13 protein-coding genes are annotated in these 13,753 nt (G+C 70.0%); 8 read left to right on the top strand and 5 right to left on the bottom strand.

Features of this window, described 5'->3' with window-relative positions:
* The first annotated feature begins 32 nt into the window (after nt 1-32).
* The 7 genes from OZ671_RS14120 (at nt 33) to OZ671_RS14090 (ending at nt 8,448) form a co-directional block, all read left to right on the top strand.
* Nucleotides 33-908 carry a branched-chain amino acid ABC transporter permease gene (locus OZ671_RS14120; RefSeq protein ID WP_268861346.1) on the top strand — a complete coding sequence of 292 codons (876 nt, stop codon included), beginning with the start codon at nt 33-35 and terminating at the stop codon, nt 906-908.
* A 2-nt stretch (nt 909-910) separates the two neighbouring features.
* Entirely contained in the window at nt 911-1,870 is a 960-nt protein-coding gene (locus OZ671_RS14115; RefSeq protein ID WP_103168622.1) for a branched-chain amino acid ABC transporter permease, read from the top strand.
* On the top strand, nt 1,867-2,604 hold the full coding sequence (locus OZ671_RS14110) for an ABC transporter ATP-binding protein (RefSeq protein ID WP_268861345.1): 738 nt from the start codon (nt 1,867-1,869) through the stop codon (nt 2,602-2,604). The genes OZ671_RS14115 and OZ671_RS14110 overlap by 4 nt, the downstream gene beginning before the upstream one ends.
* Entirely contained in the window at nt 2,591-3,298 is a 708-nt protein-coding gene (locus tag OZ671_RS14105; protein ID WP_268861344.1) for an ABC transporter ATP-binding protein, read from the top strand. The genes OZ671_RS14110 and OZ671_RS14105 overlap by 14 nt, the downstream gene beginning before the upstream one ends.
* Before the next feature lie 25 nt (nt 3,299-3,323).
* Nucleotides 3,324-4,640, top strand: coding sequence for an aspartate aminotransferase family protein (locus OZ671_RS14100; RefSeq protein ID WP_268861343.1), 1,317 nt, complete (start codon nt 3,324-3,326; stop codon nt 4,638-4,640).
* 98 nt (nt 4,641-4,738) lie between these two features.
* The gene (locus OZ671_RS14095) at nt 4,739-6,400 is read left to right on the top strand and encodes a hydantoinase B/oxoprolinase family protein (protein WP_268861342.1); all 1,662 of its coding nucleotides are present in this window, start codon (nt 4,739-4,741) and stop codon (nt 6,398-6,400) included.
* A gap of 2 nt (nt 6,401-6,402) precedes the next feature.
* Nucleotides 6,403-8,448, top strand: a complete 2,046-nt coding sequence (locus OZ671_RS14090) for a hydantoinase/oxoprolinase family protein (RefSeq protein WP_268861341.1) — start codon at nt 6,403-6,405, stop codon at nt 8,446-8,448.
* Nucleotides 8,449-8,476: 28 nt separating this feature from the next.
* Here the strand turns inward: OZ671_RS14090 and OZ671_RS14085 are convergent, their stop codons facing one another.
* Nucleotides 8,477-9,280 carry a YdcF family protein gene (locus tag OZ671_RS14085; RefSeq protein WP_268861340.1) on the bottom strand — a complete coding sequence of 268 codons (804 nt, stop codon included), beginning with the start codon at nt 9,278-9,280 and terminating at the stop codon, nt 8,477-8,479.
* 49 nt (nt 9,281-9,329) lie between these two features.
* Nucleotides 9,330-10,502, bottom strand: a complete 1,173-nt coding sequence (locus OZ671_RS14080) for an isovaleryl-CoA dehydrogenase (protein WP_268861339.1) — start codon at nt 10,500-10,502, stop codon at nt 9,330-9,332.
* Between the two features lie 102 nt (nt 10,503-10,604).
* On the opposite strand from OZ671_RS14080, the gene OZ671_RS14075 reads away from it, so the two are divergent.
* Nucleotides 10,605-11,087, top strand: a complete 483-nt coding sequence (locus OZ671_RS14075; protein ID WP_268861338.1) for a methyltransferase family protein — start codon at nt 10,605-10,607, stop codon at nt 11,085-11,087.
* Nucleotides 11,088-11,294: 207 nt separating this feature from the next.
* Here the strand turns inward: OZ671_RS14075 and OZ671_RS14070 are convergent, their stop codons facing one another.
* From OZ671_RS14070 to OZ671_RS14060, 3 genes are all read right to left on the bottom strand, one after another.
* Entirely contained in the window at nt 11,295-12,242 is a 948-nt protein-coding gene (locus OZ671_RS14070; protein WP_268861337.1) for a glycoside hydrolase family 25 protein, read from the bottom strand.
* A 152-nt stretch (nt 12,243-12,394) separates the two neighbouring features.
* Nucleotides 12,395-13,114 (bottom strand): ribonuclease activity regulator RraA, encoded by a 720-nt coding sequence (locus OZ671_RS14065; RefSeq protein WP_268861336.1) that lies wholly within the window; start codon nt 13,112-13,114, stop codon nt 12,395-12,397.
* A gap of 90 nt (nt 13,115-13,204) precedes the next feature.
* A complete protein-coding gene (locus OZ671_RS14060) occupies nt 13,205-13,639 on the bottom strand; it encodes a DUF3617 domain-containing protein (protein ID WP_268861335.1) in 435 nt (144 codons plus the stop codon).
* Nucleotides 13,640-13,753 lie beyond the last annotated feature (114 nt).

Here is a 13,753-nt window from a genome sequence, read left to right as displayed (position 1 = left end):
CCGACGAGGTCGTTCGAGATCACGAGCGGAGCATGGCCGACTTCATCCAACTCTTCGTCAACGGGCTGGCCCTCGGCAGCGTCTACGCGCTCGCGGCGATCGGCTTCGTCATCGTCTATTCCGCAACCGGCGTCGTGAACTTCGCCGCCGGCCAGTTCGTGATGTTCGGGACCTTCGCGGGCGTCGCCATGCTGGCCAATGCCGGCCTGCCGTGGCCGGTCGGCTACGCCGCCGCCCTTCTCGCCATGGCCGCCTTCGGTGCCCTGTTCTTCATCACCGTCTACCTGCCGCTGCGGGCAAGCCCCGTCGTCACCGTGATCATCGGCACGGTCGCGGTCGGCATCGTCATGCAGAACGCGGCGCTGCTCGGCTTCGGCTCCTGGCCCTTCCGCCTGGCCTCGCCCCTCGACGGCATGACCATCGACATTGCCGGCGCGACCATCACCGCCCATGCCGCGATGGTCGTGATTGTCACCGCGCTGCTCGTCGGGCTGATCTGGCTGCTGTTCTACCGTACCGCGCTCGGCATCGGCATGCGCGCCGTCGCGCAGGACGTCGAGGCTGCGCGGCTCATGGGCCTCAACGTCAACCTCCTGCTCGCCCTGTCCTGGGTCCTCGCCGCCGTGCTCGCCGGCATTGCCGGGCTCCTGCTCGGGCCGATGTGGTTCGCCGACGTCAATATGGGCGATCCGATCGCGCTCAAGGCCTTTGCGGCGACCATCATCGGCGGCTTCGGCAGCCTGCCCGGCGCGATCGCCGGCGGCCTCTTCGTCGGCCTGACCGAACTGCTCGGCGCCTCCTACCTCTCGTCGGCCTACAAGGATCTGATCGCCTTCGTCGTGATGGTCCTGTTCCTGCTGGTGCGCCCGCAAGGCGTGTTCGGCGAACGCATCCAGGACAGGGGCTGACCATGCGCCGCTACGATGGTCTCCTCGCCGCCGCCGCGATCCTCGCGCTCGGCGCCGCCCTCTCCCTGGTGCTCGCCGACTACCGGCTGCGGCTCCTCAACGTTTCCGTGATTTCGGCGATCGCCGTCATCGGCTTCAATTTCGCCTTCGGCCTCGCCGGGCTGATCTCGCTCGGCCATGCCGCCTTCGTCGGCTTCGGCGCCTATGCGCTGGCGATCCTGACGACATCAGGCGGCTGGTCGCCATGGCTCGCCATGCCGGTCGCGATCCTGGTGACGACGCTTTTCGCCGGCCTGATCGGCTACCCGCTGCTGCGGCTGCGCGGGCACTATCTCGCCCTCGCGACGCTCGGCCTCAATGTCAGCTTCACCATCGTGGTGACCAACTGGATCTCCCTGACCGGCGGCACCAACGGCATTTCCGGCATTCCCGAGCTGCGCCTCGGCGGCTTCGCCTTCAACGACGAGCGGCGCTTCCTGTGGCTGGGCCTTGTCCTGCTCGCCCTCTCCGCCGCCTTCGCGATGGCGCTGCAGAAGTCGCGGCACGGACGGGCGATGATGGCGGTGCGCGACGACGAGACCGCCGCGCGCATGACCGGCATCGACGTCACCCGCGTGAAGATCACGGCGCTGTGCCTGTCGGCCGCCTTCGCCGCGCTGTCCGGCACCCTGTTCGCGACCCATGTCCGTTTCGTCGCGCCGGAGGATTTCAACTACGCCCATTCCATCGTCTATCTCGCCATGCTGATCGTCGGCGGCGAAGGCGTCGTGGCGGGCGCGATCATCGGCGCGGCGCTGCTCACCTTCCTGCCCGAATGGCTGCGCTTCCTCGGCGATGCCTATCTTGCCTTCTTCGGCCTGATGCTGCTCGCCATCCTGATCTTCCTGCCCACCGGCCTTGCCGGCCTCGCCGGGCGGCTGCGCCGGCCGGGCCGCGGCGGCGAAGCGGAGACGACGCCATGACCCTGCTCGCGGCAACCGCCATCTCCAAACGTTACGGCGGCCTGATGGCGCTGTCCGACGTCGACTTCGCTGTCGCGCCCGGCGAGTTCGTCGCGGTGATCGGCCCGAACGGCGCCGGCAAGTCGACCTTCCTCAACGTGCTGACGGGACTGACCCCGCCGAGCACAGGCACGGTGACCTTCGGCGGGCGCGACATCACCCGGGCGCCGACGCATCGCCGCATCCGGGCAGGCCTTGGCCGGACGTTCCAGCACGGCCGGCTGTTCCCGCGCCTCACCGTGCTCGAAAACGTCATGACCGGCGCCGCCATCCGCGGCGGCCGCAGCGAGAGCCAGCTACGCGCGGCCTCGCTCGCCGCGCTCGACCGGATGGGGCTGGCACCGGAGGCGGATCGCGCCATCGGCTCGCTCTCCTACGGCCAGCGCCGCATGGTGGAGCTCTGCCGGGCGCTGGCCTGCGAGCCGCGCATGCTGCTGCTCGACGAACCCGCCGCGGGGCTCAATTCCGGCGAGGTCGAGCAGCTGATGGCGCGGCTGACGGCCCTGCGCGCCGAGCACGAGCTCGCCGTCGTGCTCATCGAGCACAATATGGGCATGGTCATGCGGCTCGCCGAACGCATCCTCGTGCTCAATTTCGGCTCGCCCATCGCCGAGGGCACGCCGGCCGAAGTGCAATCCGATCCTGCCGTGCTCTCGGCCTATCTTGGGGAGGGCTACGGCCATGCTCGCGACTGACAGGCTCGTCGTCGCCTATGGCGGCAATGTCGCGCTCCACGGCGTCTCGCTCAGGGTCGGCGCGGGCGAGACGGTGGCGCTGATCGGCGCCAACGGTGCCGGCAAGACCACCCTGCTGCGCGCCGTCTCGGGCCTGAACGCGGTCCGCTCCGGCTCGATCGATTTCGACGGCCGCCCGCTCGGCTCCCTCGCCAGCGAAAAACGCGTCCGGCTCGGCATCGCCCAGGCGCCGGAGGGGCGGCGGATCTTCCCGGGCCTGACCGTCGAGGAGAACCTCGTCCTCGGCACCACGTCCTGGCGTCGCTGGGGCCAGTCGGCGGCCGATGATCTCGCCCGCATCTTCGACCTGTTTCCGCGGCTGAAGGAGCGACGCGACCAGCTCGGCTGGTCGCTCTCGGGCGGCGAGCAGCAGATGCTGGCGATCGGCCGTGCGCTGATGGCCCGCCCGCGGCTCCTGCTGCTCGACGAACCCTCCCTCGGCCTCGCCCCCCGGCTCGCCGAGGAGGTCTACGAGCGCATCAGGGAGATCGCCGCGGCGGGGCTGACCATTCTCGTCGTCGAGCAGAACACGGTGCTGGCGCTGGCGGTCGCCGACCGCGGCTACGTGCTGGAGAACGGCCGCATCGTGCTCGAAGGCGCCGCCGACCAGTTGAAACAGGATGCCCGCGTCCGCGAAGCCTATCTCGGCCGCTAGCGGAAACCTCTGAAGGAGACGAGCGATGACCGATCAAGTCCCAGCCTCCCGCTCGCGAGAGCTCTATGAGCGGGCACGCACGAGCCTGCCGGGCGGCAATACCCGCACCACCGTCTACATGAAGCCGCATCCACTCTATGCGGCGCGCGGCGAAGGCTGCCGTGTCATCGATGTCGACGGCGTGTCGCGCATCGACTGCATCAACAATTTCACCGCGCTGATCCACGGCCATGCGCATCCGACGCTGATCGCGGCGGCGACGCGACAGATCGCGCTCGGCACCGCCTTCGGCATGCCGACGGAATCGGAGATCCTGCTCGCCGAACTGATCGCCGCGCGGCTGGCGAGCGTCGACCATGTCCGCTTCTGCAATTCCGGCTCGGAGGCGGTCATGATGGCGCTGAAGGCCGCACGCGCCCATACCGGGCGGCCGAAGATCGCCAAATGCGAGGGCGCCTATCACGGCTCCTACGACTATGCCGAAGTCAGTCTCGACCCCTCGCCCGCCGACTGGGGCAAGAACGCGCCGGTTTCCGTCGCCTATGCCCGCGGCACGCCGGCCAATGTCCTCGCCGACACGCTGACCATCCCGTTCAACGACATCGACGCGGCGGTCAGCCTGATCCGCGAGCACGGCTCCGAGCTCGCCTGCATCCTGGTCGACCCGATGCCCAACCGCGCCGGCCTCGTCCCCGCCGACAAGGCCTATCTCGAAGCCCTGCGCCAGGTCTCGCGCGAGGTCGGCGCCCTGCTGATCTTCGACGAGGTCATCACCTTCCGGCTCGGCTTCAACGGCGCCCAGGGCCACTGGGGCATCGCGCCCGATCTGACGACGCTGGGCAAGATCATCGGCGGCGGCTTCCCGGTCGGCGCAGTCGCCGGCGCCGCCGAGTTCATGGCGGTGTTCGACCCGACCGACGGCAAGCCGGCGCTGCCGCACGGCGGCACCTTCTCGGCCAATCCGGTGACGATGACCGCCGGCCTCGCCGCCATGGAACTGCTCGACGAAGCGGCTTTCGCGCGGCTCGACGCGATCGGCGACCGGCTCCGCGCCGGCACCAACGAGGCCTTCGCCCGCCACGGCGTGCCGGGGCGCGCGATCGGCATGGGGTCGCTCGCCAAGATCCACTTCACCGACAGGCCGGTCAGGGACTATCGCAGCGCCTATGCGGGATCGGAGGAGACGGCCCGGATGGCGCGCTTCAACCGCGGCCTCATGGATCGCGGCGTGCTGGCCGCGGGCTATGGCCTGATCGCCCTGTCGACGCCGATGACCGACGCCGACATCGAGACCGTCGTCGCGGCGATCTCGGAATCGGTCGTGGACATCGCCGCCATGTAGCCGATCCACACCACCGTCAAGCGAACCCATCGCAGCCGGCATCCGGTGGCGCGCGAGCGCCGCCCCGGCCGCCTGCATCCGAATGGAAGGCCTCACCCATGTCGACCACGGTCGATCCCATTACCCGCTCCGTCGTGCAGCACAGGCTCTCCTCCATCGTGGCGGAGATGGGCGAAGCCATGCTGCGCACCTCCTATTCGCAGATCCTGAATTCGAGCCGGGACTTCTCGATCGGGATCTGCGACACGCGCTCGCGCCTGATCGCCCAGGCGGACCACATCCCCGTCCATGTCGGCGCCCTGCCCTGGGCGACGCGCGCCATCGAGGCGCGCTTCGAGGATGTCGCGCCGGGCGACGTGTTCCTGCTCAACGATCCCTATCACGGCGGCAGCCACCTGCCCGATCTCACCGCCTTCGTGCCGGTCTTCGCCGAGGGTCGGCGCATGCTCTGGACGATCGTGCGCGCGCACCAGAGCGACATCGGCGGCGCCACCCACGGCGGCTACAATCCCGAAGCCCGCGAGATCTGGCAGGAGGGCCTGCGCGTGCCGCCCCTACGCCTCTACGAGGCCGGCCGGCTGCGCGACGACCTCCTGGACATGCTGGCGCTCAACGTGCGCAATGGCCGCGATTTCCGTGGCGACCTGGCAGCCATGGTCGGCGCCGCCAATCTCGGCCGCCGCCGGCTCGACCGGCTGTTCGCCGAGTTCGGCCTGGCCATGGTCGAGGCGGCCATGGAGGGCATTCTCGATGCTGCCGAGCTGCAGGCGCGCAAGGTCGTCGCCGGCTGGAAGGACGGCGTCTACCATGGCGAGGCCTTTCTCGACGACGACGGCCGCGGCCGGCAGGACCTGCGGATCGCCGCCAAGGTCACCAAGCGGGGCAGCGACATCGAGGTCGATCTCAGTGCCTCCGATCCGCAGACCGACAGCTTCGTCAACTCCTCGCATGCTAATACCCAGGCCGCGGTCGCCATGGCCTTCGCCTATCTGATCGATCCGGAGACGCCGAAGAACGACGGCGCGCTCCGCCCGCTCACCGTCGTTGCCCGGCAGGGCACCATCGTCTGGGCCGATCCCGACCGGCCGGTGACCATGTGCACGAGCCATCCCTCCAACGAGATCGTCGAAGCCGTGGTCAAGGCGCTCGCCGACTGCTGTCCCGACCGGGCCATGGCCGGGTGGAGCCGCCGCTTCCGCGTCGCCATCCAGGGCGAGGATCCGCGCAGCGGCCGCAGCTTCATCTGGCACATGTTCCAGGCAAGGCCCGGCGGCGGCGCCTCGCCCGGCGGCGACGGCTGGTCCTCGATCGGCGAGTGGCACACAGTCGGCGGCATCAAGTTCGGCTCGCTCGAAGTGGCCGAAGTGCGCTTCCCGCTGCACTTCCGGCACCACGAGTTCCGGGCCGATTCCGGCGGCCGCGGCCGGCACCGGGGCGGGCTCGGCGTCGCGCTCGACCTTGCGCTCGAAATCGGCCGCCCGGCGCTCGCCAATACCGCCGGAGACGGCATCCGGCACGGCGCCTGCGGGTTGCAGGGCGGCGAGGACGGCGCGCCGCACAGCATCCGGCTCCTGTCGGACGGCAAGCCGCCGCGCGCCCTGAAGACCAAGGAGGTCGGCATCGTCCTCGCCCCAGGCGATGTCCTGGAGATCCGCTCCGCCGGCGGTGGCGGCTGGGGGCCGGCCGGCGAACGCGCGGCCGCGGCGCTGGCGCGCGACCGCGCCCAGGGGCTGATCACCGACACCCGGAAGGACATCTGACCATGTACACGATCGGCATCGATGTCGGCGGCACCTTCACCGATCTGGTCGCGGTCGGACCGGACCGCGTCGCCGTCTTCGCAAAATCGCCCTCGACGCCCGAGGACCAGTCGCTCGGAGTGATGACTGGGCTCGAGGATCTCGCCGGCAAGCTCGGCCTCACGCGCGCCGGCCTGCTGGCCAACGCGACACGCCTGGTGCACGGCACGACGGTCGCCACCAATGCGCTCCTGGAGCGCAAGGGCGCGAAGGTCGCCCTGCTCACGACCGAGGGCCATCGCGACATCCTGGAAATGCGCGAGGGCCTGAAAGGCAATCGTTACGACCTGCGCACGCCCCCGCCCGAGCCGCTGGTCCCGCGCGAGCGGCGCTTCGGCGTCCGCGAGCGGCTCGGCCCCGACGGGGCGGTGCGCATTCCGCTCGACGAGGCATCGCTCGACGCCGCCATCGAAGCCGTCCGCGCATCCGGGGCGACCTCGGTGGCGGTCTGCTACCTGCACGCCTATCGCAATCCCGCGCACGAGATCGCGACCGTCGAGCGCCTGCGCCGCGCGCTGCCGGACATCTATGTCTCGCGGTCGAGCGACGTCTGGCCGCAGATCAAGGAGTTCGAGCGCGTCTCGACGACGGTCGTCAACAGCTATGTCGGCCCGGCGGTCCAGCGCTATCTCGGCAATCTCGAACGCCGGCTCGCCGAGGCGGGCTTTGCCGGCAGCCTGTTCATCATCCTCTCGCATGGCGGCATGGCTCCGGTCGAGGAAGCCTCGCGCCTCGCCGCCGGGACGGTGCTCTCCGGTCCCGCCGGCGGCATTTCCGGCTGCCGGCGCTGCGCCGAGCTGCTGGGTGTCGCCGACCTGATCCCCTTCGACATGGGCGGCACGAGCACGGACATTTCCCTGGTCGTCGACGGCCGCGCGGCGCTGACCGCCGATGCCGGCCTCGCCGGCGAGCGCATCGCGCTGCGCAGCCTCGATATTGCCAGCATCGCGGCCGGCGGCGGTTCGATCGCCTCGGTCGATGCCGGCGGCGCTCTTCATGTCGGCCCGGCGAGCGCCGGCTCCCAGCCCGGGCCCGCCTGCTACGGCCATGGCGGGACGGCGGCGACCGTCACCGACGCCAATGTCGTGCTCGGCTATCTCGGTGCCGAGACCTTCATGGGCGGCCGCCGGCGCCTCGACAGGGCGGCCGCAGAAGCGGCGGTCGGCCGGATCGGCGCGGCGCTGGGCGTCGGCCTCCAACAGGCCGCGGCCGGCATCTATCGCATGGTCAATCTCGGCATGGCCGACGGCATCCGGCTCATGACCTTGCGCCGCGGCGTCGATCCGCGCCGCTTTGCCATGGTCAGCTTCGGCGGCGCCGCCGGCCTGCATGCGGTCGAGGTCGCCAGGGAGCTGGAGATCCCGCGCGTCATCGTGCCGGTCGCCGCCTCGGTCCTGTCCGCCTGGGGCATGCTGGCGAGCGACCTCCGCTACGAGGTCGGCCGGACCAGCATCGGCACCGGCCGGGTCGGCGCCGAGGCGATCCGTTCGGTCATGGCCGAGCTCGAGGCCGCCGCGCTCGCCCGGATGACAGCCTGGTTCGACGGCCCGGTCAGGATCGAGCGCTCGGCCGAGATGCGCTACGGCGAGCAGATCTTCGAGATCGACGTCGACCTCGACGGCATCGCGCTCGAGGCGCCCGACCTGACCGACCAGATCGACCAGCGCTTCCATCGCCGCCACGAGGAACTCTACACCTATGCCTCGCCCGACCAGGAGGTGGTCTTTGTCAACGCCCGGGTCTCGGCCGTCGGCGACGTGCCGCGAATCGGCGAGAGCGCGGTGGCTGCGGAGCCGGACGGCCCGGCGCAGGCCAGGGCGACGCGCACCGTCTTCCTCGACGGCCCGAAGGAGATCCCGGTCTACGATTTCGGCAGCCTCATGCCGAACCATCGGATCTGCGGGCCGGCTCTCGTCGAATCCGAGACGACCACCATCCTGGTCGGACCGGCCGATACGCTGACGGTCAATGCCCTGGGCTGGCTCGACATCGCGATCGGCCGCCCGTGAGACCGGGCCGGCACGCCTCGGCCGCACCTCACGGCCGGGGCAGCAGCGCGTCGGTGCGTCCGGTGAGCCGGTAGGCCACGAGGCCGATCCACTCGCGCGCCATGCGGTCGACGAGGTCGAGCCCCCGGCTGGCCGGCAGCATCGGCAGGACCAGCTCGCTCGCGCTGCCGCGCGTCTCGTAGTCGACGGGATAAGGCGTGACGTCGAAGCCGGCGACGCGGAAAATGCCGACCGACCGGGGCATGTGCCAGGCCGAGGTGATCATCACCCAGCGCTCGCCCGGCTTCGGCTGCAGCAGGCGGCGGCTGAAGACGGCGTTTTCCCAGGTGTTGCGGCTTTCCCGCTCGATGACGATGCGCTCGGGCGCGACGCCCAGCTCGACGAACAGCTTGCGCGCCGCTTCCGCCTCGTCGAGCCCGTCGCGCAGGAACACGGCATTGGCCCCGCCGGTGAACACCAGCCGCGCCTGCGGATAGCGGCGGGCAAGCGCCACCGCCTCGGTGATCCGGCCGGGCGCCGCGGTGATCGTCACCTGGCCGCGGCGCGCCGCCGTGGTCGTCTGGTCGATGGAGCCGCCGAGGACGATGATGCCCGTCGGCGCGGGCATGTCCTGCGTCAGCTGCGGAAAGCGGTTCTCGAGCGGGCGGGCGAGCCAGATGCCGAGCGGCACCGGCCCGGCGATGACGAGGCCGACCGCCGCCGCGGCGACCATGCGGCGGCCGGCGCGGGCAAAACGCGTCGCCTGCGCCAGCACACCGAGAACGACGAGGCCGATGAGCACGTTGGACGGCGTCACCAGCCACCAGAGGATCTTGGACGCGTAGAAGAACATGGCCTCGCCGCGCCGCCCTACGCCAGGATCTTCGAACCAGCCGCCGGCCTCACGCGGTTTTCTCGAACAGCTCCCGCCCGATCAGCATGCGCCGGATCTCGCTGGTGCCGGCCCCGATCTCGTAGAGCTTGGCATCGCGCAAGAGCCGCCCGGTCGGGTAGTCGTTGATATAGCCGTTGCCGCCGAGCAGCTGGATCGCATCGAGCGCCATCTTGGTGGCGTTCTCGGCCGCGTAGAGAATGGCGCCGGCCGCGTCCTCGCGTGTCGTCTGGCCGCGGTCGCAGGCCTTGGCGACGGCGTAGACATAGGCGCGCGTCGCGTTCATCGACACGTACATGTCGGCGACCTTGCCCTGGACGAGCTGGAACTCGCCGATCGATTTGCCGAACTGCTTGCGCTCGTGGATATAGGGCATGACCACGTCCATGCAGGCCTGCATGATGCCGATCGGCCCGGCCGAGAGGACGGCGCGCTCATAGTCGAGCCCCGACATCAGCACATTGACGCCGCGCCCGATCGCGCCGAGCACGTTCTCCTCCGGCACCTCGCAGTCCTGGAAGACGAGCTCGCCGGTATGCGAGCCGCGCATGCCGAGCTTGTCGAGCTTCTGGGCGCAGGAAAAGCCCTTGAAGCCCTTCTCGATGAGGAAGGCGGTCATGCCCCGCGGGCCGGCATCCGGATCGGTCTTGGCGTAGACCACCAGGACGTCGGCGTCCGGGCCGTTGGTGATCCACATCTTGGTGCCGTTGAGGATGTAGCGGTCGCCCTTCTTGTCGGCCCGCAGGCGCATCGACACGACGTCCGAGCCGGCGCCCGGCTCCGACATGGCGAGCGCGCCGACATGGTCGCCCGACATCAGCTTCGGCAGGTAGCGCCGGCGCTGCTCGTCATTGCCGTTCTTGCGGATCTGGTTGACGCAGAGATTGGAATGGGCGCCGTAGGACAGGCCGACCGAGGCCGAGGCGCGCGAGATCTCCTCCATGGCGATGCAGTGCTCGAGATAGCCGAGCCCGGTGCCGCCATATTCCTCCTCGACCGTCATGCCGAGCAGACCGAGGTCGCCGAACTTCTTCCACAGGTCCATCGGGAACTGGTCGGTCCTGTCGATCTCGGCCGCGCGCGGCGCAATCTCGGCGCGGGCGAAGTTCGCCACCGTGTCGCGCAGCATGTCGGCCGTTTCGCCGAGGTCGAAGTCGAAGGGGCGCGGCGCGTTCGGCAACATGGGAGTCCTCCCTGAAAGACAAGCTTTGCCCGCCGTTATAGAAGTCCCCTCGGCGCGTGTCATGATCGGCCGTGCGGCCGGGGGCCTTATGGAGCGAATGGCGTGAGTGACCAGCGATCGACGGCCTTTTTCGCCCGGCCGAGCCGGTTCCCCTGGCCCTCCGCGATCTTCGTCGGCTGCCTGGCGCTCGGCTGGGGGCTGACCGCGCTCCTGCCCGCCCATGACGGGCTCGTCGAGCTGCTGCGCATCAAGGGATCGTTATGCCTGGCGGCAGGTCTCGGCCTTGCCATCTGGGCCCATGCGACGCTCGCACGCGCGGGCACCACCACCCTGCCCCACCAGGCCGCGACCCGCCTCGTCACGTGGGGCCCGTTCCGCTTCAGCCGCAACCCGACCTATATCGGCCAGATGCTGATCATTGCCGGCTTCGGCGCGCTCCAGGCCTCGCCCTGGTACATCGTGGCCTCGGTGATCTATCTGATGCTGATCACGCGCTTTGCCATCAAGCCCGAGGAGGCGCATCTGTCCGAGCGCTTCGGTCTCGAATGGGAGGCCTATCGCATGGAGGTCAGGCGCTGGCTCTGAAGCATCGGCGAGAATTTGTGGCCCCGCTCGCAGTGCGTGCGGCGCCCTGCAGCAAGCGCTGTCGTGGTCCGAGCCTCGCCGCGCTCGGATCTTTTCATGACGATTGGAGCGTGCTGCAGCAATTGCAGCGCCTCATGAGCGTCGTTTCCGGCATCGAACCCCGGCCGACGCTCGTGCAGGCCGGCTGCGCGCGAAGCGGTCAGGCGCCTAGGACCGCGGCCTGGGCACCGGCAGCGGTGCGGCAATGGCCGGCGTATCGGCCGGCGGCACCGCCGCCGGGGGCACCGAGGGGCTGACGGTCGCCGAGGTCACCTGCCCGGCTTCGAGGGTCGCCGGCTGGCCGGCCGCGGCCGCGAGGACCGGAGCGGCCTGATGCGTTCCGCGCGGATCGGCCGCGGGCTGGGGCGCCGGCGCCGGGCTGGCATCGGCGACCGCCGTGCCATGGTGCCGGAAACCGGTCTGGGCGAGCCGCTGCCACTGCGCGCGTGAGCCGGCGAAGACATTGCGGTCGACATTGCCGTTTACGCCGCCGACACGGCCGGTGGCGGTGATCTGCCAGAAGGCCCAGCGCCGGCCGGGATAGCGCTCATGGGGCAGCGCCCTGACCGAGCGCACCCAGAACGGATACTGGGCGAACTCGCCGCCCGCCAGCACCTCGCGATGGAAGGTGATGTCGGCATAGATGATCGGCCGCTTGCCGTAATGGCGCTCCATCGCGTGGAGGAATTCGCGCATCTTGTGGCGGGCCGATTCCACCGAAATCCGGCGCGGACAGGTCGGCGAATGGAAATTCCATTCGACATCGAGCACCGGCGGCAGCGCTTCGGGGTCGACGGGCACGTGGCGCTGGAACCAGGCGATCTGGTCCGCCATCGAGCCGCACCAATAGGTGAAATGATAGGCGCCGCGCGCAACGCCCGCGCGCCGCGCGCCCTCCCAGTTCTCGCGGAACCGGTCGTCCAGGCGGTCGGCGCCCTCGGTCGCCTTGATGAAGGCGAAGGTGACGCCGGAGGCGCGTACGGCCTGCCAGTCGATCGTCCCCTGCCATTTCGACACGTCGATCCCATGCACTTCGTGCGCCGAATGGCCCGACGTGTGCACCAGCGTTGGAAACGGATGGTCGCCGCTCGGCTCGCCGACTGCGGTCGGGCCCACGGGAACGCTGCCGCACCCCGCAAGCGCGAGGCCGGCAACGAGGAGCGCAATGCGGGAGGACGAGCGAGCGAGCATGGGCCTCTAGCGCATGGCCACAAATCGTGGCCGAAAAAAGGGATCGTGGCCGAAACCGGGCCGACAGCGGACGCCGACTATGCTTTACGACCCGTTTCCATTTCGTAACGGGCTTTCGTTTCCGCATTGGGCGGGTAGAGGCCCGGCAGCGGCACGCCCTTCTCGACCTGGCTCATGATCCATCCTTCCAGGTGCTCCTGATCGGTCGCGGCCTTGGCCACCGCCTCGACGAGGTCCTGCGGGATCAGCACCGCGCCGTCGCCGTCGACCACGATGACGTCGTTCGGGAATACCGCGACGCCCCCGCAGCCGATCGGCTCCTGCCAGTTGACGAAGGTGAGCGCGGCGACCGAGGCCGGAGCGGCCGCGCCGGAGCACCAGACCGGCAGCTGGGATGCATCGACGCCGGCGGCATCGCGCACCACGCCGTCGGTGACGAGCGCCGTGACGCCGCGCTTGTGCATGCGCGCGCACAGGATGTCGCCGAAAATGCCGGCTTCGTGCACGCCCATGGCGTCGACCACGGCAATGACCCCCTCCGGCATGGCCTCGATGGCCGCCCGCGTCGAGCGTGGCGAGGCCCAGCTTTCCGGCGTCGCCAGATCCTCGCGCGCCGGCACGAAGCGCAGCGTGAAGGCCCGGCCGACCAGGCGGCGGTCGGCATTGCTGAACGGCATCGGCCCGTTCATCCAGGTCTTGCGCAGACCTTTCTTCAGCAGGACCGTGGTCAGGGTCGCGGTGGTGGCGGCTTCCAGGGCGGCCTTGATGGCGGGATCGAGCGGCAGGACGTCGGTCATCGGAGTTCGGGGCTTTCGGCAACAGGCCAGGGATCGGCCGATGGCCCGCGAAACTGCCTGAAGCGCGGCCGGCTGTCGAGCATCCTTGCTTCAGCAGTCGCCGATACGCTGGCCCCGCATCGCGACGGTCCGGCTGCCGGGGCGGCCGATGCCGGTGACGAAGGTGCCCTCGTAGCTGGTGCCGCGATAGCTCATGGTGGAGCGCGCCGGCTGACCCTGACAGACCATCTCGATGGTGACGACCGGCCCGGCGACCAGGACCTCGCTGACCTGGCAGGACTGCGCCGCGCCCTCGGTCTGCGCCGCCTCGGCGATCTCGTCCTGGCTGCCATTGGCCGCCCGCGCCGCGGCAGCGTCGATGCAGCTGGTGACGGGCGTGCCGAGCGCCTGGCCATTGACGCCGGTCGCGATCGCCCAGCGGCCGGGCTGCATCCGCTCGACCGCCCGCGGGGCGTTCCGCCCGATCAGAAGCATGCCTGTCACTGCGGCGAGCAGCACGGCCAGGCCGGCGCCGCCGAAGACCAAAAGGCGCGTCCTGAATGGCTTGTCCGGCTCCGAAATCAGCTGCCCCCTTTCCCTCTGGCCCTGCCTGCCATTCGAAGGAAACGAAATTGCGGCAGCGGTCGAATCGGCGGGATG

Origin of the sequence: Phreatobacter sp. AB_2022a, assembly GCF_026847585.1 — a bacterium.
In the GTDB taxonomy this organism is placed as follows: Bacteria; Pseudomonadota; Alphaproteobacteria; order Rhizobiales; family Phreatobacteraceae; genus Phreatobacter.
The sequence above is the reverse complement of the archived record's forward strand: the minus strand, read 5'-3'. Positions and strand labels throughout refer to the sequence as shown.

What these genes read in the sequence shown, in the direction of transcription:
- OZ671_RS14120 (WP_268861346.1), top strand. Translation starts at nt 33, where the DNA reads ATGGCCGACTTCATCCAACTCTTCGTCAACGGGCTGGCCCTCGGCAGC.
- OZ671_RS14115 (WP_103168622.1), top strand. Translation starts at nt 911, where the DNA reads ATGCGCCGCTACGATGGTCTCCTCGCCGCCGCCGCGATCCTCGCGCTC.
- OZ671_RS14110 (WP_268861345.1), top strand. Translation starts at nt 1,867, where the DNA reads ATGACCCTGCTCGCGGCAACCGCCATCTCCAAACGTTACGGCGGCCTG.
- OZ671_RS14105 (WP_268861344.1), top strand. Translation starts at nt 2,591, where the DNA reads ATGCTCGCGACTGACAGGCTCGTCGTCGCCTATGGCGGCAATGTCGCG.
- OZ671_RS14100 (WP_268861343.1), top strand. Translation starts at nt 3,324, where the DNA reads ATGACCGATCAAGTCCCAGCCTCCCGCTCGCGAGAGCTCTATGAGCGG.
- OZ671_RS14095 (WP_268861342.1), top strand. Translation starts at nt 4,739, where the DNA reads ATGTCGACCACGGTCGATCCCATTACCCGCTCCGTCGTGCAGCACAGG.
- OZ671_RS14090 (WP_268861341.1), top strand. Translation starts at nt 6,403, where the DNA reads ATGTACACGATCGGCATCGATGTCGGCGGCACCTTCACCGATCTGGTC.
- OZ671_RS14085 (WP_268861340.1), bottom strand. Translation starts at nt 9,280, where the DNA reads ATGTTCTTCTACGCGTCCAAGATCCTCTGGTGGCTGGTGACGCCGTCC.
- OZ671_RS14080 (WP_268861339.1), bottom strand. Translation starts at nt 10,502, where the DNA reads ATGTTGCCGAACGCGCCGCGCCCCTTCGACTTCGACCTCGGCGAAACG.
- OZ671_RS14065 (WP_268861336.1), bottom strand. Translation starts at nt 13,114, where the DNA reads ATGACCGACGTCCTGCCGCTCGATCCCGCCATCAAGGCCGCCCTGGAA.